Annotated in this window: 25 protein-coding genes and 1 riboswitch; of the genes, 14 read left to right on the forward strand and 11 right to left on the reverse strand. The window is 55.6% G+C overall.

Translation table 11 applies throughout. From position 1 onward, the window contains the following. Together IEV29_RS00405 and IEV29_RS00410 are read right to left on the reverse strand one after the other, a co-directional pair. On the reverse strand, positions 1-750 hold the full coding sequence (locus IEV29_RS00405) for an SDR family NAD(P)-dependent oxidoreductase (RefSeq protein WP_188379304.1): 750 nt from the start codon (positions 748-750) through the stop codon (positions 1-3). Positions 751-901: 151 nt separating this feature from the next. Further along, positions 902-2,419: a leucyl aminopeptidase gene (locus tag IEV29_RS00410; protein WP_188379305.1), complete on the reverse strand. Its 1,518-nt coding sequence runs from the start codon at positions 2,417-2,419 to the stop codon at positions 902-904. Positions 2,420-2,458: 39 nt separating this feature from the next. Between IEV29_RS00410 and lptF the strand changes: the two genes are divergently transcribed. From lptF to IEV29_RS00425, 3 genes are read left to right on the forward strand one after another with little or no spacing between them, the layout of a single operon-like run. Beyond that, positions 2,459-3,586 (forward strand): LPS export ABC transporter permease LptF, encoded by a 1,128-nt coding sequence (gene lptF, locus IEV29_RS00415; protein WP_188379306.1) that lies wholly within the window; start codon positions 2,459-2,461, stop codon positions 3,584-3,586. Beyond that, entirely contained in the window at positions 3,583-4,731 is a 1,149-nt protein-coding gene (gene lptG, locus IEV29_RS00420; RefSeq protein WP_188379307.1) for an LPS export ABC transporter permease LptG, read from the forward strand. Before lptF ends, lptG begins: the two co-directional genes overlap by 4 nt. Then, complete coding sequence (locus IEV29_RS00425) at positions 4,731-5,102, forward strand: sirohydrochlorin chelatase (protein ID WP_188379308.1); 372 nt, start codon at positions 4,731-4,733, stop codon at positions 5,100-5,102. The genes lptG and IEV29_RS00425 overlap by 1 nt, the downstream gene beginning before the upstream one ends. A gap of 9 nt (positions 5,103-5,111) precedes the next feature. Here IEV29_RS00425 and cobA read toward each other — a convergent pair whose 3' ends face one another. From cobA to IEV29_RS00460, 7 genes are read right to left on the reverse strand one after another with little or no spacing between them, the layout of a single operon-like run. After that, on the reverse strand, positions 5,112-5,840 hold the full coding sequence (gene cobA, locus IEV29_RS00430; protein WP_188379309.1) for a uroporphyrinogen-III C-methyltransferase: 729 nt from the start codon (positions 5,838-5,840) through the stop codon (positions 5,112-5,114). 36 nt (positions 5,841-5,876) lie between these two features. Then, on the reverse strand, positions 5,877-7,193 hold the full coding sequence (locus IEV29_RS00435; protein ID WP_188379310.1) for a sulfate adenylyltransferase subunit 1: 1,317 nt from the start codon (positions 7,191-7,193) through the stop codon (positions 5,877-5,879). Continuing rightward, the gene (gene cysD / locus IEV29_RS00440; RefSeq protein ID WP_188379311.1) at positions 7,193-8,128 is read right to left on the reverse strand and encodes a sulfate adenylyltransferase subunit CysD; all 936 of its coding nucleotides are present in this window, start codon (positions 8,126-8,128) and stop codon (positions 7,193-7,195) included. The genes IEV29_RS00435 and cysD overlap by 1 nt, the downstream gene beginning before the upstream one ends. A gap of 33 nt (positions 8,129-8,161) precedes the next feature. Further along, positions 8,162-8,890, reverse strand: coding sequence for a phosphoadenylyl-sulfate reductase (locus IEV29_RS00445; protein WP_188379312.1), 729 nt, complete (start codon positions 8,888-8,890; stop codon positions 8,162-8,164). Further along, positions 8,887-9,450, reverse strand: coding sequence for a DUF934 domain-containing protein (locus IEV29_RS00450; RefSeq protein WP_188379313.1), 564 nt, complete (start codon positions 9,448-9,450; stop codon positions 8,887-8,889). The genes IEV29_RS00445 and IEV29_RS00450 overlap by 4 nt, the downstream gene beginning before the upstream one ends. Next, positions 9,443-11,137, reverse strand: coding sequence for a nitrite/sulfite reductase (locus IEV29_RS00455; protein ID WP_188379314.1), 1,695 nt, complete (start codon positions 11,135-11,137; stop codon positions 9,443-9,445). Before IEV29_RS00455 ends, IEV29_RS00450 begins: the two co-directional genes overlap by 8 nt. A 10-nt stretch (positions 11,138-11,147) precedes the next feature. Continuing rightward, entirely contained in the window at positions 11,148-11,921 is a 774-nt protein-coding gene (locus tag IEV29_RS00460; protein ID WP_188379315.1) for a sulfite exporter TauE/SafE family protein, read from the reverse strand. Positions 11,922-12,077: 156 nt separating this feature from the next. On the opposite strand from IEV29_RS00460, the gene IEV29_RS00465 reads away from it, so the two are divergent. From IEV29_RS00465 to IEV29_RS00485, 5 genes are all read left to right on the forward strand, one after another. Next, the gene (locus tag IEV29_RS00465) at positions 12,078-13,019 is read left to right on the forward strand and encodes a CysB family HTH-type transcriptional regulator (protein WP_188379316.1); all 942 of its coding nucleotides are present in this window, start codon (positions 12,078-12,080) and stop codon (positions 13,017-13,019) included. Between the two features lie 21 nt (positions 13,020-13,040). Beyond that, complete coding sequence (locus IEV29_RS00470; protein ID WP_188379317.1) at positions 13,041-13,694, forward strand: class I SAM-dependent methyltransferase; 654 nt, start codon at positions 13,041-13,043, stop codon at positions 13,692-13,694. Positions 13,695-13,718: 24 nt separating this feature from the next. Then, a complete protein-coding gene (locus IEV29_RS00475; protein ID WP_188379318.1) occupies positions 13,719-13,973 on the forward strand; it encodes a hypothetical protein in 255 nt (84 codons plus the stop codon). Positions 13,974-13,996: 23 nt separating this feature from the next. After that, positions 13,997-14,347, forward strand: coding sequence for a DUF6572 domain-containing protein (locus tag IEV29_RS00480; RefSeq protein WP_308632719.1), 351 nt, complete (start codon positions 13,997-13,999; stop codon positions 14,345-14,347). A gap of 205 nt (positions 14,348-14,552) precedes the next feature. Continuing rightward, complete coding sequence (locus IEV29_RS00485; RefSeq protein WP_188379320.1) at positions 14,553-15,533, forward strand: Bug family tripartite tricarboxylate transporter substrate binding protein; 981 nt, start codon at positions 14,553-14,555, stop codon at positions 15,531-15,533. Between the two features lie 76 nt (positions 15,534-15,609). On the opposite strand, the gene xth is transcribed toward IEV29_RS00485, so the two are convergent. After that, on the reverse strand, positions 15,610-16,374 hold the full coding sequence (gene xth, locus IEV29_RS00490; protein ID WP_188379321.1) for an exodeoxyribonuclease III: 765 nt from the start codon (positions 16,372-16,374) through the stop codon (positions 15,610-15,612). Positions 16,375-16,517: 143 nt separating this feature from the next. Then, positions 16,518-16,638: riboswitch (ZMP/ZTP riboswitch) on the forward strand. Positions 16,639-16,783: 145 nt separating this feature from the next. On the opposite strand from xth, the gene glyA reads away from it, so the two are divergent. Beyond that, a complete protein-coding gene (gene glyA / locus IEV29_RS00495; protein WP_188379322.1) occupies positions 16,784-18,028 on the forward strand; it encodes a serine hydroxymethyltransferase in 1,245 nt (414 codons plus the stop codon). A 149-nt stretch (positions 18,029-18,177) separates the two neighbouring features. Then, complete coding sequence (gene nrdR / locus IEV29_RS00500; RefSeq protein ID WP_188381016.1) at positions 18,178-18,654, forward strand: transcriptional regulator NrdR; 477 nt, start codon at positions 18,178-18,180, stop codon at positions 18,652-18,654. Between the two features lie 32 nt (positions 18,655-18,686). Here nrdR and IEV29_RS00505 read toward each other — a convergent pair whose 3' ends face one another. After that, complete coding sequence (locus IEV29_RS00505; protein ID WP_188379323.1) at positions 18,687-19,673, reverse strand: DUF72 domain-containing protein; 987 nt, start codon at positions 19,671-19,673, stop codon at positions 18,687-18,689. Between the two features lie 206 nt (positions 19,674-19,879). On the opposite strand from IEV29_RS00505, the gene IEV29_RS00510 reads away from it, so the two are divergent. From IEV29_RS00510 to IEV29_RS00525, 4 genes are read left to right on the forward strand one after another with little or no spacing between them, the layout of a single operon-like run. Continuing rightward, positions 19,880-20,335, forward strand: a complete 456-nt coding sequence (locus IEV29_RS00510) for a MarR family winged helix-turn-helix transcriptional regulator (RefSeq protein WP_229726101.1) — start codon at positions 19,880-19,882, stop codon at positions 20,333-20,335. After that, positions 20,332-21,825, forward strand: coding sequence for an efflux transporter outer membrane subunit (locus IEV29_RS00515; protein ID WP_229726103.1), 1,494 nt, complete (start codon positions 20,332-20,334; stop codon positions 21,823-21,825). Before IEV29_RS00510 ends, IEV29_RS00515 begins: the two co-directional genes overlap by 4 nt. Next, positions 21,822-23,051: an HlyD family secretion protein gene (locus IEV29_RS00520; RefSeq protein ID WP_188379325.1), complete on the forward strand. Its 1,230-nt coding sequence runs from the start codon at positions 21,822-21,824 to the stop codon at positions 23,049-23,051. The genes IEV29_RS00515 and IEV29_RS00520 overlap by 4 nt, the downstream gene beginning before the upstream one ends. Positions 23,052-23,053: 2 nt before the next feature. Further along, positions 23,054-24,607, forward strand: coding sequence for a DHA2 family efflux MFS transporter permease subunit (locus IEV29_RS00525; protein ID WP_188379326.1), 1,554 nt, complete (start codon positions 23,054-23,056; stop codon positions 24,605-24,607). Positions 24,608-24,619: the final 12 nt, after the last annotated feature.

Here is a 24,619-nt window from a genome sequence, read left to right on the forward strand (position 1 = left end):
TCAGGTTGGATGTCGTTTGATGAATAACGGCCCAAAACCCTGACAGGTCGGCATGATTTCCAGATGATTGATGTTGACGTGCGCTGGCAGCGTCGCAATCCAGTAGGCGCTTTCGGCAATATCTTCCGCCGTCAGCGGCGTGGTGCCTTCATAGACCTTGGCGGCAGCGGCATCGTCATTCAGGCGAACGTTGGAGAACTCCGTGCCGCCGGCAAGGCCCGGCGCAATGTTGGACGAGCGCACATTGGTGCCGGCCAGATCTGCACGCAAGTTTTTGGAGAACTGATCGACAAATGCCTTGCTTGCGCCATAGACATTGGCGCCCGGGTAGGCGTACGCACCCGCGCTGGAGCTGATATTGATGATGTGACCGCGATCGCGTTTGACCATGTCCGGAAGAATAAGACGCGTGACGGTTGCCAGTCCCTGACAGTTGGTCGCGATCATGGTTTCCCATTGCGCCAGCGAGGCTTCATGCGCCGGTTTGACGCCGAGCGCCAGGCCGGCATTGTTGACCAGCACGTCGATTTCGCGCCAGTCGGCAGGCAGGTTATCGAGCGCTGCCTGTATGGATTGCTGGCTGGTTACGTCCATCACGACTGGCAGGACGTTGGTGCCGCATTCGGCAGCCAGCGCCTGCAGACGTTCTTCGCGACGACCGGTTGCAATGACCTTGTGACCGTGCTGCGCAAACTTGCGCGCAATGCCTGCACCAAAACCTGATGTGGCACCTGTAACGAAGACGATCATGGATACCTCAGTGAATGTGTAGATGATGGGGAATGTCCTGCGCGGCCGTCGCACTGTTTGACGAAGACCGGTCGGCAAGTCTTCCCATTTGCAGGCATTGACCGGATCGGCTTTTTGGTGCAAAGCGACGATCCGGTGCAAGAACCTTGTCTTACTTTGCCTTTGCGGTACGCGCGCGACCAATCAGGAAGGTTGTTAGCAAGGGCACCGGCCGGCCGGTCGAACCCTTGGCCGCACCGCTGCGCCATGCCGTACCCGCGATATCCAGATGCGCCCACAGATACTTGCGTGTGTAGCGCTCCAGGAAGCAGGCCGCCGTAACACTGCCGCCGGCAGGGCCGCCAATATTGGCCATGTCGGCAAAATTGGATTTAAGCTGTTCCTGATAACGGTCTTCGATCGGCATGCGCCATGCGGTATCGCCAGCAATTTTTCCGGCAGTCAGCAACTCCTCCGCCAGTGCATCGTGGGCATCATCATTGCGTGTGAACAGGCCAGAGTTATGGTGGCCCAATGCGGTGATACATGCACCGGTCAGGGTGGCGGCATCGATCACGACTGCTGGCTTGAAACGTTCGACATAGGTCAGCGCATCACACAAGACGAGTCGACCTTCAGCATCTGTATTGAGAACTTCAATGGTCTGACCGGACATGGAAGTCACGATGTCACCCGGCTTGGTGGCACTGCCAGACGGCATGTTTTCGCAGCTTGGGATCACCATGATCACATTCAGCGGCAATTTCATCTCGGCAATGGCGCGCATGGTGCCGAGCACTGCAGCCGCACCGCCCATGTCGTACTTCATCTCGTCCATGGCGGCGCCTGGTTTGATCGAAATACCACCGGAGTCAAACGTGATGCCTTTGCCGACCAGAACAATCGGTGCTTCTTTGGCTTTGCCGCCACTGTGCTTGAGCACGATGAATTTGGGCGGCTCGACACTGCCATTCGTGACAGACAGGAAGCTGCCCATCTTCAGTGCTTGTATCTGCTTGCGATCAAGGATCTCTGCTGTCATCTTGAATTCGCGTGCCAGTTTCTTCGCTGTATTGGCCAGATAGGTCGGCGTACAGACGTTGGCTGGCAGGTTGCCCAGCTCCTTGGTCAGATCGATACCGTTTGCGGTCGCAACAGCCTGTGCAATGGCGGATTTGCTGATGCCGGCTTCTTTCGCATCGACCGCGAAAGCCACTTTTTTGACGCCGGACGATGCTGGCTCTTTCTTGCTTTTCATCGTGTCGGAGCGATAGGCACCATCACGCGCAGCCAGAATGAAGCTGCCGATTGCCCAGCTCGTATCACGCTTGGCAACGATATCAAACGGGAAGGCCACGACGGCATCGCTCGTGCCTAGTGTGGCAAAAGCACGTGCGGTGGCTTGCAGTGCCGCCAAAAAATCCTTTTCGCTCACGGCGTCTTGCTTGCCAAGGCCAACCAGTAGCACGCGATCAGCGCTGCTGCCGGCAAGGTTGCGCAGTAGGAGAGTCGAACCCGGCTTGCCGGTCAGATCGCCGGACTTCAGTGCGGCCAGAATTTCGCCTTTGGTATCAAGGGCTTTGGCGGCCGCGGATAGCGCCTTGTTTTCAAAAACCGCGACGGCGATGCAGCCTGTTTTGATGGTGGTGAACCCGGTTTTTGCAGCTACTGGTTTTATGCTAAAGTCCATGCGTTGCTCTCCTTATCGATCCACGATTATAGCCTTCCGATGATTTTTCAGCGCGCGCTTCGACGCGATTTGCTTGGTACCGCTGGCGCCGTCTTTACCACCCTGTTTACGATCACGATCACGGTCATGTTGATCCGTATTCTGGGGCAGGCCGCTGGAGGCAAGATCGCGTCTTCCGATGTGGTAGCCCTGCTCGGATTTTCTGCGCTCAATTACCTGCCGATTATTCTCAATCTGACCGGGTTCGTTGCAGTCCTGTTGGTCGTTACGCGCAGTTATCAGGATTCCGAAATGGTGGTCTGGTTTGCCTCTGGTCTGAGTCTGTCACGCTGGATCAAGCCTGTGTTGATGTTCGGTTTGCCTATCGTGATGATGACAACCTTACTCAGCGTATTCCTGACGCCGTGGTCGAATCAGCAAAGTGCGATCTACAAGGAACGCTACGCCAACCGCGAAGATATTGCACGCGTATCACCGGGCAAGTTTCAGGAATCCTCGTCTGCTGATCGCGTCTTTTTTGTCGAGGGTATTTCCGGCGACACGACGCGTGTCAAAAACGTGTTTGTCAGCACGGTGCGTAACGGTACCAACAGCGTGGTGGTCGCGAAGGAAGGTACGGTCGAGATTGACAAGAATGGTGACAAGTTTCTGGTGATGCACGAGGGGCGGCGCTACGACGGCGTGCCGACACAATCAGATTTTCAGTTGATGGAATTTGATCGATACGGGGTGCTGGTCGCAAGCAAATCACAAGCCGCGGCGGGCGATTCTTCTGCACGTGCATTGTCGACAATGGAACTGCTGAGGAATCGCAATAACTTCAACGATGGCGAGCTCGTTTGGCGCGTATCACTGCCATTGATGGGAATTCTCCTGATGGTGCTTGCTATCCCGCTTGGTTTTGTTAATCCGCGTGGTGGCCGATCTGCCAATTTGTTGATAGCACTTTTCCTCTTCGTTTTTTACAGCAACATGCTGAGTTTCATGCAGGCGACCGTTGTACAACAACGCTCAACCTTCGGGATGTCATGGTGGCCTGTACATCTCGTGGCCATCGTGATCATTGCGGCATTCTTTATGTGGAGACTCAAGGTCAATAGTGCATGGCATCCACTGGTCGCGTGGTCTCGCTTTAAACGTGGTCTGTTTGCGAAGGAGGCGACATGAGAGTCCTCCAGAAATATTTCGCACTCGAGATTGGTCGTTCTGTCTTGTTTGTGCTGATTGCCTTCTTGGCTTTGTTTGCCTTCTTTGATCTTGTCGGTGAACTGAAATCTGTAGGGCAGGGGGGCTACACGCTGCAGAAAGCACTGTTGTACGTGGCGTTGGAGCTGCCAGGATATGTGTATGAATTGATGCCGATTGCCGCATTGATCGGCACGATCTGGGCCTTGTCCCAGTTTGCCGCACGCTCCGAATTTACCATCATGCGTGCATCCAGCATGTCGACGGGGCTTGCCGGGTTGATGTTGGTCAAAATAGGTATCGTATTTGTTGTAATTACCTTCGCATTTGGCGAGTTCGTCGTACCACATACCTCCAACCTTGCACAACGTACCAAGATGCTGGGTAAGGGCCAGTCATTGTCATCGGAATTCCGGTCGGGTTTATGGACCAAGGATGTCATTCGTTCGGATGGCATGACGGGCGAAACGATCGGTTCGCGTTTCTTGAATGTGGGTGCAGCGCAGGCCAATGGTCAGTTGCAAGGGTTGAAGATCTACGAGTTCAACAACAACTTTCATCTGGTTTCCCTGATCACTGCTGCCAAAGCAGAGTATCAGGGAGCCAATCGCTGGCTGTTACATGATGGATCTGAAGCCAAGTTTTCTGACACATCAATGGATCAACCGAACAAGACGAGTGACCTGACTGATGCCATTGCTACCGAGCGTTTTTCGAGTCGCACGCTGATTTCAGAAATGACTCCGGAGATCTTATCAGTTGGTTTTACCGATCCGGAGCAAATGTCAGCGATCGATCTTGTCAGCTATACCAATTATTTATCTGAAAATAATAGAGAAACCGCGCGCTACGAGATCGCCTTTTGGAAGAAGGTCTTTTATCCATTTGCTGTGTTCGTCATGATGGCGCTGGCGTTGCCATTCGCTTATTTGCATTTCCGTTCGGGTGGCGTCAGTTTGAAGATTTTTACAGGCATCATGATCGGCGTGAGTTTTCAGCTGATCAATAGCCTGTTCTCGCATCTTGGCTTGCTCAACACCTGGCCTGCATTTGCAACGGCGATTCTGCCGAGTGCGTTATTCATGCTTGCTGCCGTCGGTGCGCTCATGTGGGTGGAACGTCGCTGATGATCACTCGCGCAATTGTCCTGTTTGCACATGGCGCACGTGATCCGCGCTGGGCAGAACCGTTCAAGCGACTGCAGTATCGCGTGCAGTCACGCGATCCTGCAATCAGGGTTGCGTTAGGCTTTCTGGAACTGATGTCACCGCGTTTGCCAGAGCTGGTGGATGATTTGGTGCCGCAAGGAATCAGTCATATCAGTATCGTCCCGGTGTTTCTCGGACAGGGCGGTCATGTGATGCGTGATCTGCCGGAGATCATCGAGGTGTTGCGTCAGAAGTATCCGGATGTCGAATTTCGTATTGCTACAGCCGTTGGCGAAGACGAGAGCGTGCTCGATGCGATGGCCGATTACTGTTTGCGTGCAGCAGGCTAGATAAGCAAATCAGCTTTCCGTATCGCGCGCTGCCATTGCTGCGCCGATCATGACCAGTACCGGTCCTTTTCTTTCTCCCAATCCTTGTTCCAGATCGCGCAGCTGCATGCGTGTGATCATCTGATCAGGCAAGCTGCAGTTTTCCACGATGATGACCGGCAGGTCGAGCGGGCGTCCCTGTGCGATGAGTTTTTTTGCCGTTACGACTGCTTCGCGTCCACCCATGTATTGAATCAGCGTATCGCTGTCCGGCATGGCAAGTTCGTCCGCATGCTGTGGTGCGGTGGCCGAAGTAAAAAAGGCGATGCTACGTGCCACGCCACGCTTGGTCAACGGCTGTTGTGTGGCGGCGGCGGCAGCGAAGGCGGTAGTGATACCGGGCACGATCTCGACATCGATGCCATGTGTCTCAAGCGCCTGCAACTCTTCATCGGCACGACCGAACAACATGGGGTCGCCGCCTTTCAGACGAACGACCTTGCGGTACTTTTCCGCACATTCAATGAGAAGCTGGTTGATGGCAAGCTGGGCGGTGGAGCGTTGGCCGCTGCGTTTGCCGACCGGAATCTTGTCGGCTTGCGGGGCAAGTGCCAGCATGTCATCGGTCACAAGGGCATCGTGCAGCACGACATCGGCTTGCGCGAGAAGACGTGCGCCACGGACTGTGATCAGATCGGTGGCGCCGGGACCCGCACCGATCAGGTAGACCTTGCCGTAGCGTGATGAAGACGGCGACATGGTCGTACCTGATGCGTTTGGTTGGGAAGGGACGTTTTACAGGCGAATCATGCCGGCAGCAACGGTCTGGTGCGTGACTTCATCGATCAGGATGAAGGCGCCCGTTGCGCGGCTCGCATCGTAGGCATCCGCAGCCAGCGGTTGCTGGACGTTGATGCTGACGCGCGCGATGCCGTTGAGCTTGACTTCCTCTGCATTGTGACGTTCCTGCGTGTTGATGTCGAGCAGCGAGTCGATCTTCGTCACGCGTGCTGCAACCTGACGCGTCGTATGCTTGAGCCAGTACTTGCGGCGCAGGTCCAGCGGTTCTTCCGACAGCCAGCAGATATCGGCATCGACGGTTTTCAGCAGGGCGGCAGGACGTGCTGCCTCGGCCAGTGTGTCACCGCGCGAGACGTCGACGTACTCGTCCAGCAGCAGCGTCACGGATTGGCCGGCAACGGCTTCGTTGAGGGAACCGTCGAAGGTCTGGATATCCTTGATCGTGGCCGATTGGCCGCTCGGTTGCACGACGATCTTGTCGCCCTTGGCGATCTTGCCAGCCTCGATGCGACCCATGTAGCCGCGGAAATCGTTGGCTTCATGACCGTTGTGGCGTGCAACCAGTTGTACCGGGAAGCGGAACGGTTCGGCATGCGATTCGTCATGGACGCTTAATGATTCCAGCAACTCGATCAGCGTCGGGCCCTGATACCAGTTCAGTTTGTCGCCGCGTTCGACGACGTTGTCACCTGCCAGTGCCGACAACGGGATCGTATGCACATCCTTCAGGCCCAGGCTTTTTGCGAAGTCTGCATAGGCTGCCACGATGCGGTCGTAGACGGTCTTGTCGTAATCGACCAGATCCATCTTGTTGACCGCAACGATCACATGCTCGATCTGCAGCAGATGCGCGATCGTGGAGTGGCGCTTGGTCTGGATCAGCAGTTCAACGCTACCATCGTCGCCGAGTTTGACTTTTGACACGTCGATCAGAATGATGACGGCGTCTGCCGTCGACGCACCCGTGACCATGTTGCGTGTGTACTGCTCGTGACCTGGCGTATCGGCAATGATGAACTTGCGTTTCGGCGTGGCGAAGTAGCGATAGGCGACGTCGATCGTGATGCCCTGTTCGCGTTCGGCTTCGAGGCCATCGGTCAGCAGCGACAGATCGATGGTGTCACCGACGGTGCGCTTGTGCTTGGCGCGCGAGACGGCCGCCAGCTGGTCGGCGAAGATGCCTTTGCTGTCGAACAGCAGGCGACCGATCAGCGTGCTCTTGCCGTCATCGACGGAACCGGCGGTGATGAAGCGCAGCAGGCCGCGTTCAGCGGATTGTTGTTCAGCCACGGCGTTCAATTGGGCACTCATCAGAAATATCCTTCTTTTTTGCGTTTTTCCATCGAAGCTTCGGACGTTTGATCGTCCATGCGGGTTGCCCCGCGTTCGGTAATTTGCGTCACGGCCGTTTCGGCGATGATGGCGGCCACCGTGCCCGCATCCGACGAAACGGGGCAGGTGCACGAAATATCGCCGACGGTACGGAAGCGGACCGTTTGCGTTTCGACCTGTTCGCCGTCGCGTGCCGGCGTCAGATCGGTCAGCGGGACCAGCAGGCCGTTACGCGGAATGACCTGACGCTGATGCGCAAAGTAGATCGACGGCAGTTCGAGTTTTTCGCGTGCAATGTATTGCCAGACGTCGAGTTCGGTCCAGTTCGAAATTGGGAACACGCGCATGTTTTCGCCCTTGTGGACGCGCGTGTTGTAGAGATCCCAGAGTTCAGGACGTTGTGCCTTCGGATTCCACTGGCCGAATTCGTCACGGAACGAAAAGATGCGTTCCTTGGCGCGGGCTTTTTCTTCATCGCGACGTGCGCCGCCGATGCAGGCGTCAAACTGGTGTTCGGCGATGGTTTCCAGCAGGGTCACGGCTTGTGCGGCGTTACGCGAATCGGTTTGGGGATTGCGCAGGCGCACGGTACCTTTCTTGATCGAATCCTCCACCGAACCGACGATCAGGCGTTCGCCAAGTTCGGCCACGCGCTTGTCGCGGAACTGGATCACTTCCTCGAAGTTGTGACCGGTATCGATGTGCACCAGCGGGAATGGAAATTTGCCGGGACGGAACGCCTTTTCGGCGATGCGCAACAGTACGACCGAATCCTTGCCGCCCGAGAACAGCAAGGCAGGGTTACTACATTCGGCGGCGACTTCGCGCATGATGTGAATGGCTTCGGATTCGAGCCAGTCCAGATGCCGGCTGCTGGCGGCGTCCAGAAAATGTTGATCGACTGCAGTGTTCATAGCGTTCTCGATGGATAAATGACAGGTCGCCTGTCAGGCAGAAGTAGCGACCGATTTGATGCGAACCAGTTTGCCGTCCACGACGTGCAGACCGCATTCCTTGGACTCCGGGTTCTCCCACCACCAGCGGCCGGCACGCACATCTTCGCCGGGCTGGATGGCGCGCGTGCAAGGCTCGCAGCCGATCGATGGATAACCGCGATCGTGCAGCGGGTTGTAGGGCACATTCTTGCTGCGGATGTAATGCCAGACGTCTTCTTCCGACCAGTCGGCAAGTGGATTGAATTTCTCCATGCCGTGCGCTTCATCGCGTTCCTTCACGTGCAGTTCGGCACGTGTGGTCGATTGTGCGCGACGCTGGCCGGTAATCCAGGCCTGCTTGCCAGCGAGTGCGCGATTCAACGGTTCCACCTTGCGGATGCGGCAGCATTCCTTGCGCATGTCCACGCTCTCATAGAAAGCGTTGAGGCCGTTCTGCCGGACGTACTGCTCGACGGCTGATGCATCCGGCTTGAACTGTTCGACTTCATAGCCGTACGTCTCACGAATGCGATCAAGCATGCCTAGTGTCTCCGTGTGCAGACGGCCGGTCTCGAGTGTGAAGATGCCGATGTCCAGCTTGTCACGCAGGATCAGATCCGTGAGCACCATGTCTTCGGCCGCCAGACTGGAGGCAAATACGGCAGGCGCGAACTGCTCGGCTACGCGCTGCAATGTCTCGCGTGTCTTCTCTACCAGTTCGGCGAATGCGATGTCGTTCATTTTGCTGCGGCTGCCTGACGATCGACGCGACGGAACAATGGTGACTTTTTATCCCATGACGTTTGATAGCTCTCCGAGAAATCGCTGAGACCCTTGATGGCGTCATTGACGTCGCGGTCGGCACGTACGGCAAACGAATTGAAGCCGACGCGCTGCATGTAGAACAATTGATCGCGCAGCACATCGCCGAAGGCACGCAATTCACCTTCATAACCATGACGGGCACGCAGATTGAACGCGATCGAATAGCCACGACCATCGGCAAATTTAGGAAATTCGACCGCGATCATCTTCAGCCTGGCGACATCGTCCTTCAATGCTTCGGGACGTTCGTCGCTGGCAAGCCAGACGCCGATATCGTCGCGTTGCGAGAGCGTTGCGTACTGTGCCTGCCAGACAGTCAGCGGCACGATCACCTTGCCGGCGGGAATGGCTACGGATTCCGGCTGGTCGCCAGCTTGTGCTTCCACGCCGTCGGCAGCCTCGACTGCCGGTTTCAGACGGAGCAATGCCCAGTCATCTTCACCGATGACGGTACGGTCCTTGATGAGGTTATGCATATGCGTTTTCTCCTGCTGCTTCATCGACCTTGATCGGGGTCGCGTACACATGTTCCTTGAACGGTGCGACGCCGACACGACGAACGGTGTCGATGAATTTTTCATCTTCAATACGATCGCGCACATAGACTTCGAGCACGCGTTCGATCACGGTTGGCATCTGCACCGCCGAGAATGATGGGCCGATGATCTTGCCGATCGAGGAATCATTACCTTGTGCGCCACCGAGCGAGACCTGATACCACTCGCTGCCGTCCTTGTCGACACCGAGGATGCCGATGTTGCCGACGTGGTGATGACCGCAAGCATTGATGCAACCAGAGATATTGAGTTCGATATCGCCGATGTCGTGCTGGAAATCGAGATCTTCGAAACGCTGCGCGATCGCGCCAGCGATCGGGATCGACTTGGCATTCGCCAGTGCGCAGAAATCGCCGCCAGGGCAGCAGATCATGTCGGTCAGCAGGCCGATGTTTGGCGTGGCAAGACCTTGTTCCTTGGCCAGTTGCCAGACCTCATAAAGATCGGACACCTTGACGTCGGAAAGCACGACGTTCTGTTCATGCGTCACGCGCAGTTCGCCAAAGCTGTACTTGTCTGCCAGATCGGCCATGAAGTCGAGCTGTACATCGGTCGCATCGCCCGGCGGTACGCCTGGCTTCTTGATCGACAACACCACGGCGGCGTAGCCCGGGATTTTGTGCGATTTGACGTTGCGCTTGAGCCAGTTGCCGAAGGCTTTGTCTTCTGCTTTCTTGAGCTCGAAGGTGGCATCTGTGACCGGTAGCTTTTCGTAGGCTGGCAGCGTGAAGTAGGCCGCAACGCGGTTCAGTTCTTCTTGCGTGATGGTGCCTGGGCCATCTTTCAGATGCGCCCATTCTTCCTCGACCTGACGACGGTATTCGTCGATGCCGATCGCTTTCACGAGGATCTTGATGCGTGCCTTGTAGATGTTGTCGCGACGGCCGTACTGGTTGTACACGCGCAGAATGGCCTCGATGTAGGTCATGATGTGCTGCCACGGCAGGAACTCGCAGATCACGCTGCCGATGATTGGCGTACGGCCCATGCCGCCGCCGACCATGACGCGGAAACCGACTTCGCCCTGTTCGTTCTTGATCACGTGCAGACCGATATCGTGGATCGCGGTGGCAGCACGATCTTCCACGGCGCCGTTGATGGCGATCTTGAATTTGCGTGGCAGGTAGGCGAATTCGGGATGGAAGGTGCTCCATTCGCGAATGATCTCGGCATATGGGCGCGGATCGACGATCTCGTCGGCAGCGATGCCCGCATATTCGTCCGATGTCGTGTTGCGCACGCAGTTGCCCGAGGTCTGGATCGCGTGCATCTCGACTTTCGCCAGCTCTTCGAGAATCTCCGGCGACTCTTCGAGCTTGATCCAGTTGAACTGGATGTTCTGGCGCGTGGTGAAGTGGCCGTAGCCGCGGTCGTACTTGCGCGCGATGTGCGCGAAAGTACGCATCTGCGCCGACGACAGCAGGCCGTAGGGCACAGCGATACGCAGCATGTAGGCATGGCGTTGCAGATACAGACCGTTCTGCAGGCGCAAAATACGGAATTCGTCTTCCAGCAATTCACCGGAAAGGCGGCGGCGTACCTGATCGCGATATTGCGCAATGCGCTCTTTCACGATCTGATGGTCATATTGGTCGTAACGATACATCTTCGTTTCCTTAATAGACTAATTTGACGGCGACGGTGGTCAGCACGCTGGCCAGCAGCACCCGTAAAAATTTTTCCGGTATGGCTCGCGATACCAGTGAGCCCAGCGTGATGCCGGGAATCGAACCCAGCAGCAGCGCCATCAGCAATTCCCAGTTGATCGATCCGAGCCACCAGTGACCAAGCGCTGCGATGGCTGTGAGCGGCACGGCGTAGGCGATATCGGTGCCGGCAATTTCGGCCGGCGATAGGCGGGGATATAGCAATACCAGAATGGTGGCACCAATTGCTCCGGCACCAATAGACGAGATTGTAACCAATGTCCCTAGTATCGACCCGGAAATAATCGTGGCCGCCGTCAACTTTCCGCCGTGCAGTTGACGCTCTGGTCGCGCGTTGACCCAGCTCTGGATATGGCGGCGGAAAATCAACGCAATCACCGTCAGCATCACCGAACCGGCGATCGAATAACGGATGATCTGCCCGATTTCATCGCCAAATCCGCCAAAGTATTTGAGCCCGATGGCGGTGAGTACAGCCGCTGGCAGGGCACCGATGCACAGATTGCGCACGATGTCCCAGTGCACATTCCCCTTGTAACGATGGGCGAAAGTGCCCGCCACCTTGGTAGCCGAAGCAAACGCCAGATCGGTCCCGACCGCTACGGTTGGATGTACGCCAAACAACAAAGTCAGCAGCGGGGTCATCAGGGAGCCGCCGCCAACACCGGTCAATCCGACCAGCAAACCAACGGCAAAACCCGACACTATATAAGTTACCGACATAAGACCCCACGCATAAGAGGGAGAATAGTAATAAACTTGTGCCTTATGCCAAACTACTTCCTGATTATTTGCTTATATTCTTTTTTGATATAAGCAAAAATGAAAAATGATTAAAAACGTATTGGTGCCTTTTCGTGGGCACATCAAGGGGAATCCATGAATCTCCACCAACTCCGCTTTGTACGCGAAGCGGTTCGTCAGAACTTCAATCTGACCGAAGCGGCGAAAGCGCTGTTTACTTCGCAACCCGGCGTTTCCAAGGCAATCATCGAGCTGGAAGAAGAGCTCGGTGTTGACATTTTTTCACGTCATGGCAAGCGAATCCGTGGTCTGACGGAACCGGGACGTGCCGTACTCAAATCGGTTGAAGTCATCATGCAGGAGATCGATGGCCTCAAACGGATCGGCAACGAGTTTGCCGCACATGATAGTGGCAGTTTCACGATTGCAACGACGCATACGCAGGCGCGTTATGCCTTGCCGATGGTGGTGCACGCCTTTACACAAAAATTTCCCAAGGTTCGGCTTTCGTTGCTGCAAGGAAATCCCAAGCAGGTTGCCGAGATGGTCTTGCTGGATCAGGCCGATCTGGCGATCGCCACAGAATCTATTGCCAATATAGATGGCCTGATTTCCATGCCTTGCTATCAATGGGAGCACCAGATCGTGGTACCGCCCGATCATCCTTTGCTGAAATCGCGCTCCGTCACGCTCGAAGAACTCTCGGAATATCCGTTGATCACCTATGACAGCGCCTTTACCGGTCGCAACAAGATCGATCATGCCTTCAATCTGCGTAACCTGAAGCCGGATGTCCTGCTCGAAGCGATCGATGCGGACGTCATCAAGACGTATGTGGAGCTGGGCCTTGGCGTCGGCATCATTGCCGGCATGGCATTTGATCCCGAACGGGATCGCAATCTGCGCGCCATTCCTGCAGGTCATCTGTTTGGTACCAATGTGTCGCGTCTGGCATTGAAGCAGGGCGCTTATCTGCGCGGCTATGTCTATACCTTTATTGAATTGCTGGCACCGACGCTGAACCGCAAGCTGGTTGAGCAACTGCTCAGCGGTGAAAAAGACATGTATGAACTCTAAACACGGAATACGCCAACACGCATGACAAACGCTGTATTGACCGACATGGCTGCCTACTATGCGCAGCGTGACAATTTTGATGAAGAGGACGTCGAGAATCCGGATGGCATGGATGGTCTTGACGAAATCATGGAGATGCTGCGCACGCAGCTGACAGGCCAGCGCGTGCTGGAGCTGGCATGTGGGGATGGATACTGGACGGACGAACTGGCTGAATACGCAGACTACGTGCTGGCAACGGATATCAATCCCAATTTGCTGGAAATGGCAAAAACGCGCGAGTTGCCGGAAGACGTCGTCGAGTTTGCGGTCGCGGATGCATTGAATCCGCAGGTCGAGGGCGAGTTTACAGCTTGCTTCGCCGGTTTCTGGTGGTCGCACGTCAAGCGGCAGGATCAGGCTGATGTGATTGCCCGTTTGCGCAACATTATCGGCAAGGATGGTTTGCTGGTTCTGGTCGATAATGCCTGGATTGAAGGCGAAACCGCAATCGCCCGCACGGATGCCGAGGGCAATACTTACCAGATACATAGCTTGCCAAACGGCGATCGCTATGAAATCGTCAAAAACTATCCAGCCGATAGTGCCTTGCGCAAACGCATGGCACCGTTGCTCAAGGAATTGCGCGTGCATCGCCACAGTCATTACTGGATGCTGACTGGCCGCCTGCGTTGAGTATGGAAATTTGAGGAGAGCCGCATGAGATCGACCAAAGCCGCAAGCGCTGTCGAACGCCTCAAGGAAAGGACGGGCAACGATGGCTATGCCTTGGTGCGTAACGCCGACGAGACGTTTCAGTTGCTGGATCGTTCTGGTAAGACGCCAGAAACGGTGGGCGAACGCCTGCCTCTGGACGAGTTTGTCGCGTTCGTCAAAACGCTCGGACCGCAGGTTGTGCGCCGGCAGACCAAGTCCGATATCGCATTTGAAAAACAATTGATCAAGAAGAAATAAGATCCAGTCCTGATGCCTTGCTCGTGCCTCCTGGAACCGATCAGCCTTTCGACAGCATCAGCCTCGATGACCATACCGAGGCTTGTGTCCTGACGCTTGTTGCCTATGCGGTGTGGGATGCGTCGGAATGTCTGTTTTTGCAGGAACGCATCAACCGCTGTTTGCGTGCGATTGAAAGTGGCGAGGTGTTTGTTGAACATCCGGGTTCACGCGGTCGCGATTTCATCATCAGTGTGCGCAGCATCTATGCGCCTGATCAGGAAACGCTTTCTTTCCTGACGCAGGCACAGTCTATCCTGGAAGATGCGGGACATTTTTTGCGCTTCGGACCGCTGGGATCCGGTTATGTGATTCCTGACATTGCGTCCGACTGAAGGCCGAGTCATTCCTGACAAGACGCTTGTCATGATCGTCACATCGCGGTTTTCGACATTTAACACTGCAATACTTTGTAATGAAAAATGACGAAGTTCGGGTATCCTTGCTGCCGGGACAACCGGATTGCATGAAAAACAGAGGCGTCGTCAGACCCGATCATGTGATCCCGTTGCGGTTCATTTGTATAAAGAGGAGTCCGAGATGAGACAACTTTCGCGTGGTAGCAAATTCCTGTTGGGCATGTTTGCTGCAGCTACCTTGTCGGCCAGCGCCTTTGCGCAATCGTGGCCAAATTCCACCGTTACGGTCGTTGTGCCCTGGCCACCAGGCGGTCCTTCCGATATCGCTGCGCGTCCGATCGCCAAGCGTTTGACCGAAGATCTGAAACAACCATTCGTCATCGATAACCGCGGCGGCGGCGGTGGCAACATTGGTAGTGCAGCCGTGGCACGTGCGCCGGCAGATGGCAACACCCTGCTGATCACCTCCAGTGCGCCTATCGTGATCAACCCAAGCCTCTATAAAAAGATGCCGTTTGATCCAAGCAAGGATCTGGTACCAATCACCAACCTGCTGCGCGTGCCGCTGGTTCTGGTTGCACACCCATCGGTGCCTGCCAACAACCTGAAAGAGTTGATGGCGTACATCAAGGAACAAAAAGGTCAGTTCTCGTACGCATCCGCCGGTTCGGGTACGCCACAGCACATGACTGGCGAACTGTTCCGCAGCGTGACCAAGCTGGACATGGCGCACATCCCCTACAAGGGTTCGGCTCCTGCGATCTCCGATCTGCTGGGTGGTCACGTGCCAGTCATGTTCGATAGCATGATCGCGATCATGCCGCACATCAAGAGCGGCAAGGTCAAGGTAATCGCTGTGTCGAGCGACAAGCGTTCGCCATTGCTGCCTGACGTGCCAACGTTTGCTGAATCGGGTCTGCCAGCCGTTGTTTCGTACGCCTGGTACGGTTTCTTCGCACCACACGGCACGCCAAAAGCGATCGTTGACAAGATCAACGTCGAAACCCAGAAAATCATGAAACAGCCTGAGTTCCAGAAGATCCTGGCGGATACTGGCTCCGACTACGTTGGTGACACCCCTGAGAACTTTGCGAAGTTCGTCAAGGAAGAGTCCGTCAAATGGTCGAAAGTCGTGAAGGAAAGTGGCGCGACGGTCGACTAATACTGACCGCCACGCAAAGAAAAAGCCCGTGCATTGCATGGGCTTTTTTATTTCTGCCTATCGTTTTTAGCTGCGCTTAGCTCAGGGTTGCAATCACAGGTGCGTGATCGGATGGCTGTTCCCATTTACGCGGCACCTTGTCGATCACGCATTCCGTGCAACGCGCAGCCAACGGTTGCGTCAGCAGAATGTGATCGATGCGCAGGCCGGCATTGCGGCGGAATCCCATCTGGCGATAATCCCACCAGCTGAACAGCTTTTCCGGTTGCTCAAACATGCGGAAGGCATCTTTCATATCGAGACCGAGCAGATCACGGAAGGCATTGCGCTCCGGTGCCGACACGTGCGTCATGCCGACCCATGCCGCCGGATCATGGACATCGCGATCTTCCGGTGCGATGTTGTAATCACCGAGAATCGCCAGTTGCGGATACCTGACCATTTCTGCCTTGACCCATTCATGCAGGGATTTCAGCCAGTTCATCTTGTAGACAAACTTGTCGGAGTCGAGTGACTGACCATTTGGGATGTAGACACAGATGATGCGTATGCCTTCAATCGTGGCGGCGATGATGCGTTGATGCGTATCTTCAAACAGCGGATTGTTCTTCACCACATCCGTCATCGGATGACGTGACAGGATCGCCACACCGTTATAGGTTTTTTGCCCAGAGAAGACCGCGTGATAGCCGGCTGCTTCGATCTCGGCCAGCGGAAATTTCTCATCGACCGTTTTCAGTTCCTGAAGGCAGAGAATGTCGACCGGGTTGTCTTCCAGCCATTTGAGTACATGCGGCAGGCGGACTTTGAGCGAATTGACGTTCCAGGTGGCTAATTTCATGTGCTTGTCGGAGGCAGTAATAACAAAGTCGCTCATTGTATGCCGAGTATGGCAAGCGCTGTCGGCGTGCTGAAAAGGCAGGCTGATCGGACAGGGGCTTGCTTGCCCAAAGCAGGCGCTTGGCGTAGAATCCTTGCACCATTTTCGTCTCGCGTGACTGGCGAATCCGGCCGATCTTCCTGCTTTTTGCAGGGATTAGGTCGTAAGGTGGGTTTATCCACCGTGGAGCGCGAGATCTCATGACCGTGCGCCTGGGTAGCCCGAATGGAAAGCAAGGTTGAGGCTGCCCGCGTGCTTTTGGCATCTTTTTCTCCCGGCTTTTGTTGTTGCAGTATCGGCGGCATTGATGTGTTGCTGATGGACGAGTCCATCGTCCTTGCCATTGAACCCTTTTTGATTGGAGTGATGCATGTTTTCGAAAGACCAGACCCTCGCCAAGACCGATCCGGATTTGTGGTCGGCGATCCAGAAGGAAAACACCCGTCAACAGCAGCACATCGAACTGATCGCATCTGAAAACTACACGTCGCCAGCCGTGATGGAAGCACAAGGCTCGCAACTCACGAACAAGTATGCGGAAGGTTACCCGGGCAAACGCTATTACGGCGGTTGCGAATATGTCGATATCGTCGAGCAACTGGCGATCGATCGTCTGAAAAAACTGTATGGCGCAGACGCTGCCAACGTGCAGCCAAACTCGGGCTCGCAAGCCAATCAGGGTGTGTTCCTCGCTGTGCTGAAGCCGGGTGACACCATCATGGGTATGTCGCTGGCAGAAGGCGGTCATTTGACACACGGTATGGCATTGAACATGTCGGGCAAGTGGTTCAATGTGGTTTCCTACGGTCTCAACGAGAAAGAAGAGATCGATTACGAAGCGATGGAGCGTCTTGCACGCAAGCACAAGCCAAAGCTGATCATCGCCGGTGCATCGGCTTACGCATTGCGTATCGATTTCGAACGCTTTGCCAAAGTCGCCAAGGAAATCGGCGCCTATTTCATGGTCGACATGGCGCACTACGCCGGTCTGATCGCGGCAGGTGAATATCCTAATCCGGTGCCGTTTGCCGACTTCGTCACCTCTACCACGCACAAGTCGCTGCGCGGTCCACGTGGCGGCTTCATCCTGATGAAATCCGAGCACGAAAAAATCATCAATTCGGCGATTTTCCCTGGCTTGCAGGGTGGCCCGCTGATGCACGTGATCGCGGGTAAGGCAACTGCATTCAACGAAGCGCTGCAACCGGAATTCAAAACCTATCAGCAGCAAGTCGTGAAAAACGCGGACGCGCTGGCGAAAGCATTGATCGCACGTGGTCTGCGTATCGTCTCGAATCGTACGGAGTCCCACGTGATGCTGGTTGATCTGCGCGCCAAGAAAATCACCGGCAAGGATGCAGAGGCCATCCTGGGTTCCGCACACATCACCTGCAACAAGAATGCGATTCCAAACGATCCGGAAAAACCATTCGTGACGTCCGGCATTCGTCTGGGCAGCCCGGCGATGACCACGCGTGGCTTCAAGGAAGCGGAAGCGACGATCGTTGGTAATCTGATCGCGGACGTGCTGGATAATCCGGGTGACGCCGCGACGATCGAACGCGTCAAGGCTGAAGTCAAAAAACTGACCGACGCTTTCCCGGTTTACGGTTAAGCATCGTTGCCAGTCAAACGACTGGCTTATTGTTCGAAAAGTATGAATGGCCTTGTCCGTCAGATCGGTCAAGGCCATTTTGGGATGTTGATGGCGCCTTGTCCTTGCGACAGGTGCGTCGGATGAGACGTTGTTCGGATGCGCAGCAGATGAAATGTCCTTTTTGCCAGTATGAAGATACGCAGGTCCTCGATACACGGATATCGGAGGAGGGTGACAGCATTCGCCGTCGTCGTCGTTGCATCGCGTGCGATAAACGATTTACGACGTATGAGCGAATCGAGCTGGCCATGCCGGTCATCGTCAAGAAAAATGGCAGTCGTACCGAGTTTGATCCCAAGAAGTTGCAGGGCAGTCTGCAACTGGCATTGCGTAAGCGGCCGGTTTCTGCAGAGGCCGTCGATGCGGCAATTCACCGCATTGAGCAGAAGCTCCTGTCCAGTGGACAGCGCGAGGTGGTATCAGGCCAGATTGGCGAGCTGGTGATGAACGAACTGCAAAAGCTCGACAAGATTGCTTATATCCGATTTGCGTCGGTTTATAAGAGTTTTGAAGACGTCGCGGAATTTCAGGATGCGATTGCCGAAATCGGTCGTGAAAAGAAAACGATCAAATCCAAGAGTTGATGACAAAAACGGCATGCAAACGCATGCTTTTTTTATGCATCTGGCGAAAATGCGGCGACAGACATGTTCCGCTTTTTGCTATTCATGAGCGGTTGAATACGTTCATCCGACCATAGCGAAGCTTGCAAACTCCTGCGGTCATTTTCGACGGCATGACCGAGAACGCGACTGAGCATGCGAGCGGCATCGAATGGTGCGTTCACTTTCTGATCATTATCCATGTAGCAAAACACATCGCGTTGCGCGCGTGCTTTTGCAGCGGCCCCGATACGCTGCGCGTCGTTCGGCTCGTTACCGTTCGCCCACGTCAGAATACGATCCGCCCATCGATCCAACGAGGCATCTGCATATTCCCCGTTATACAAAATCTTTGCACCATGCAGCCGCATGTACACGAAATCGGACGTAACGTCCTCTGCGTACGGCCACGTGCCGGGTGAATCGGAAGCGACCAGCGCGACTCGGTAATGCCGCAGCATGTCAGCAAAGGCTGGCGTACAAAAGCTGGCATTGCGAATCTCAATGGCGTGTCGCATGGGTCTTTCTTCATCAATCTTCGTGCAGGCATCACGGACGTGACGGTCATGTTGGCTTGCGAAACGGGCCGCTTCGCCACTATGTGAGGGTAGCCATGAAAGAAAGCGCTCGAATAGCGCTTCGTCGTAGCGCAGGCTGGGTGGAAATTGCCACAGGATGGGACCCAGTTTCGCGCGTAAATTGAAAAGACCGGATGCCATGAAATTGGCAATTGCCGTTTTACATTCCTCTCCGCGTAGCCGCAAGATGTGGGTCACGTAGCGCGGTGCTTTCACACTGAAGAGAAAGTCGTCTGGTGTGGTGTCATGCCATGACCGGTAACTTTTTGGCGTTTGCAGCGCGTAATGCGAGCCATTGATTTCGATCGTCGATAACGCGCGCGATGCGAAAGCCAATTCATGTGCCTGTGTCAGTTGCGGGGGATAAAAATTGTTGCGCCAGCCTGCGTAACGCCATCCCGAAATCCCGATTCTGATCGTCATCGCCGCTCCCATTTGTCTGCGCTCTTTATCGGATAGGGAAGCAGCAGGTTTTGTTCAATCTTGTCAGACAGACATTACGTATTGTCCACAACCCAAAAACGCTGATCCGACCCTAGACAATCGGAGAAAGCCTGCTATATTGCTGCCTATGCAGTATTTGAAAAATGAAATATTGATGAGGCAGTGATATGTCCGGTTTGGAAAAAATGTTTCCCACAGGAAGCTGGTGTATCGAAGAAAGTGTCGGCTATTTGCTGGCCCGTTCGCGCGCACGGCTTGCCAAAGCGATCGATGCAGAACTGGCCCCTCACGACATCACCGCGTCGCAGGGCGGTGTTGTGATGATGCTTGCGTCGGGTCGCTGCGCGACAGCGGCCGATCTGGTGCGCGAGATGTACGTCGATTCCGCGTCCATGACACGCATGCTGGATCGTCTTGAAAAGCGCGGCTTGATTCAACGACTGCCTAGCGCGACTGATCGTCGTGTGATCAATCTGCAATTGACTGAAGATGGCGTCACCCTGGCAGAACGCTTGCCAGCCTTGTACGGCAACGTCATGGATCGTCATCTTGGCGGCTTCAGCAAGGATGAGATTAGCGAGCTGAAGACGCTGTTACGCAAACTGCTCGACGCGGATGTGTCGGGCAAGGAAGGCGCATGATGAAACCATTCAGATTTGCACGCACCATGCTTGCCACCAGTTGTGCGGTGGTGCTATTAAGCTCGTGCGCAAGCTATAAAGGTATCGAAACGTCCGGCACATTGAATGCGGCAGAGAGTTATGCCACAACGCAGTCCTTGCCGGCAGAGCACGGTCAATGGCCGGATGCAAGCTGGGCGCAAACGATTGGCGGCGCCCCGTTGCAGGCACTGGTCGATGAAGCGATTGCCGGCAATCCAGATCTGCAAGTGGCGACCGCGCGCATCAACGCCGCCAAAGCTGCTGCAGAGCTCGCACGTGCCAATCGTCAGATCAAAGGCAATGCCGCTTTTCAAGGTACTTACCAGCGCTATACCGAAAATGGTCTGGTACCTGCGCCCTTGGCGGGGACCTATGATTCGGATAACAGCCTGACGCTTAACTTTTCTTACGACCTTGATTTCTGGGGCAAGCATGCGGCCGAGTTTCGTAGCGCTCTCGCACAGGACAAGGCGGCACAGGCCGAGCATTACAACGCGCGCTTGATGATCGCAACGGCGGTGGCGCGCGGCTGGATTCAGCTTGGCCACGTCTACGCACAACATGATCTGAATCAGCAGCAGCTTGAGGTTGCCGAAAAGCTGAAATCGCTGATGCAGATGCGTTATCGGGTTGGTCTTGACGATGCCTCCAATGTGCAGACGGTCGAACAGTCTCTTGCTTTTCTGCGTGCGCAGCAGTCTTCCTTGGACGAAGCCATTGCACTGACGAGAAACCAACTCGCTGCCTTGATGGGCAAAGGGCCGGATCGCGGTTTGCAGATTGCACGTCCACAGTTGCCGACGGAATCAGCCGTGGCTTTGCCGGATCAGCTGCCGCTTGCGCTGGTTGGCCGTCGTCCGGATCTGGTGGCGGCGCGCTGGCGTGTCGAAGCCGCACAGGGGGGCATCGATGCCAGCAAGGCATCTTTCTATCCAAATATCAATCTGTCGGCATTTGCCGGTTTTTCCAGTCTCGGTCTGAGCAATTTGCTGGAAAGCGGCAGTCGCATCGCCGGTATCGGGCCGGCAATTACCTTGCCGATCCTGTCGAGCGGCCTGCTGCGTGGCGGCCTCAAACAGCAGGTTGCCAACTACGACGCGCTGGTCGCGACCTACAACCAGGCATTGACCGACGCGCTGCGTGATGTGGCCGATCAAGTGCAATCGCTGCGCGCAGCCGAACAGCAAAGTGTCCAGCAACATGCTGGTACGCAGGCAGCCAGTATCAGTCTGAAACTGGCACAGGAACGCGAACGCGTCGGTACCAGCAACATGTTGCCGGTTCTTTTGTCGCAACTGGGTTTGCTGGCACAGCAACGCAATGAACTCGATTCTCTGGCACGTCGCAGCGATCTGCGCATTGCGCTGATCAAGGCAATGGGTGGCGGTTTTGATGCCGACACGCTTGGTTTGGGCAAGGCAAGTGCCACTTCTTCTACCGATTCCACATCTGTGAGAAACGCATCATGAACACGACAACAAGTACAACACCCGAAAATCCAACCGAATCGCCGGTAGAAAACGGCAAGCGCCGTCGTCGTCTGATTATTGCGGCGATTGCAATCCTTTTGATGCTGATTGGCTACGGCATCTGGTGGGCGATTTACGCCCGTCACTTTGAAGATACCGACGACGCTTATGTAGCCGGTAACGTCGTGCAGGTGACGCCTCAGGTCAGCGGCACCGTGGTGGCGATCCATACCGACGATACCGAACTGGTTGAAGCAGGCAAGCCACTGATCGAACTCGATCGCAGCGATGCCAAGGTCGCACTGGAACAGGCCGAGGCACAGCTTGCACAGACAGTGCGTGAAGTGCGCACCCTGTTCGTCAACAATGCGTCACTGAATGCCAACGTCACGGCGCGCATGGCCGAGCTGGCGCGGGCACGTGCCGACTTTGCGCGTCGTCAGGAGCTCAATGGCACGGGTGCCGTTTCCAAGGAAGAGCTGGAACATGCACGCATCGCGCTGGAAGCGGCCGAGTCTGCATTGCAGGCGACGCGTGGGCAGCTTGCGTCCAATCAGGCATTGACGGAAAACACATCGATCGAGAAACACCCGAGTGTGCAGCGTGCGGCAGCACAGGTGCAGTCAGCCTATCTGGCATTGGCACGTACCACCCTGCCGGCACCGATCACCGGCTATGTTGCCAAACGTTCCGTGCAGATTGGTCAGCGGGTCGCACCGGGTGCACCGTTGCTGTCGATCGTCCCGCTCAATGCAGTCTGGGTCGATGCCAACTTCAAGGAGGTACAAGTGGCCAGAATGCGTGTCGGTCAGCCGGTTGAACTGCACTCCGATCTGTATGGCAGCGGTGTGAAGTATCACGGCAAGGTTGTCGGCCTGTCGGCTGGTACCGGCGCGGCGTTTGCCTTGCTGCCAACACAGAATGCCAGCGGTAACTGGATCAAGGTCGTGCAGCGCATCCCGGTACGTATTGCACTGGATCCAAAGGAAGTGGAAGAGCGTCCATTGCGTGTCGGCTTGTCGATGCAGGTTGAAGTCGATATTGCCAACGACGCAGGTACATCGCTGACGGCTTCCGCACCTGCGCGTACGGCTCCTGCTTATGAAACGGCGGTCTTCGATAATGCAGGTCGTGAAGCGGAGGCCCGTGTGGCCCAGATCATCGCCAGCAATGTGGCAAACAACACCGCCAGTAACGCACAGGGAACCGGTAACCGCGTTCACTAATCATGAGTACTCCTTCGCACACAGCGCTGCCGCCGCTTTCCGGCACGCCACTCGTGATCGGCACGCTGGCCTTGTCGCTGGCGGTGTTCATGAATGTGCTGGATTCGTCCATTGCTAACGTCTCGATTCCGGCAATTTCCGGCGATCTCGGCGTATCGCCGCAGCAGGGCACTTGGGTCATCACCTCGTTTGCCGTATCGAACGCGATTTCGGTGCCGCTGACGGGCTGGCTGACGCAGCGCTTTGGTCAGGTACGCCTGTTCATCACGTCAATCATTCTGTTTGTGATCGCTTCGGCCTTGTGCGGACTGGCACCGAGTATCGAAATCCTGATCGCGGCGCGCATTATTCAGGGCGCCGTCGCTGGGCCGATGATTCCGCTGTCGCAGTCACTGATCCTGTCCAGTTATCCGCCGGAAAAAAGCGGCATGGCACTGGCCTTCTGGGGTATGACGACATTGGTGGCACCGATCATGGGGCCACTGCTTGGTGGCTGGATTTCGGATAACTACACGTGGCCGTGGATCTTCTATATCAATATTCCGATCGGCCTGTTTGCGGCATGGGCAACCCTGTCGATTTACAAGGCGCGTGAGTCACAGACGCGCAAACTGCCCATCGATAAAATTGGTCTGGCCTTGCTGGTGGTCTGGGTTGGCGCATTGCAACTGATGCTGGATAAGGGCAAGGAGCTCGACTGGTTCCATTCCGGCGAGATCGTGTTGCTGACAGCGGTGGCCGCCGTGGCGTTCGTCTTCTTCCTGATCTGGGAGCTGGGCGAGAAACATCCTGTTGTGGATTTGTCGCTTTTCAAGGGCCGCAATTTCAGCGCCGGGGTGATTGCGATTTCGGTCGCGTATGGTTTGTTCTTCGGCAGTCTGGTGATTCTGCCGTTGTGGCTGCAAACGCAACTGTCTTACACCGCGACCGAGGCCGGTAAGGTGATGGCACCGGTCGGCATCTTTGCGATCATCCTGTCGCCGATTGTCGGCAAGATGCTGCCCAAGGTGGATGCGCGCTGGGTGGCGACGACGGCTTTCCTGATCTTTGCCTTGGTATTCCACATGCGATCACAGTTCACGCAGGAAGTGGATGTCATGACGCTGATGATTCCAACCGTGATTCAGGGCGCGGCGATGGCGATGTTCTTCATTCCATTGACGTCGATCATCCTGTCGGGGCTGTCGCCAGACAAGATTCCGGCTGCGGCAGGTTTGTCCAACTTCGTACGTATCATGTGCGGCGGTATCGGGACGTCGGTGATGTCGACCATGTGGGATAACCGTTCCATCCTTCATCATGCCCAGCTCGCCGAACATACGGGAGTGCACAATCCGGCCTTCACGCAGGCAGTGAACGGTCTGATGGCGCAAGGTATGTCGGAGCAGGCCGCATGGGCAGTGATTGATCGCAGCATGACGGTACAGGCGGGGACACTGGGCGCTACCGACATCTTCTGGATGTCTTCCATCATGTTCCTGATTTTGATCGGATTTATCTGGATGACCAAGCGTGGCAAGTCAGCCGCACCGGCCGATGCCGGCGGCGCACATTAAGCAAGCAGTCAA

Source organism: Oxalicibacterium faecigallinarum (assembly GCF_014635705.1).
GTDB classification, from domain to species: domain Bacteria; phylum Pseudomonadota; class Gammaproteobacteria; order Burkholderiales; family Burkholderiaceae_D; genus Oxalicibacterium; species Oxalicibacterium faecigallinarum.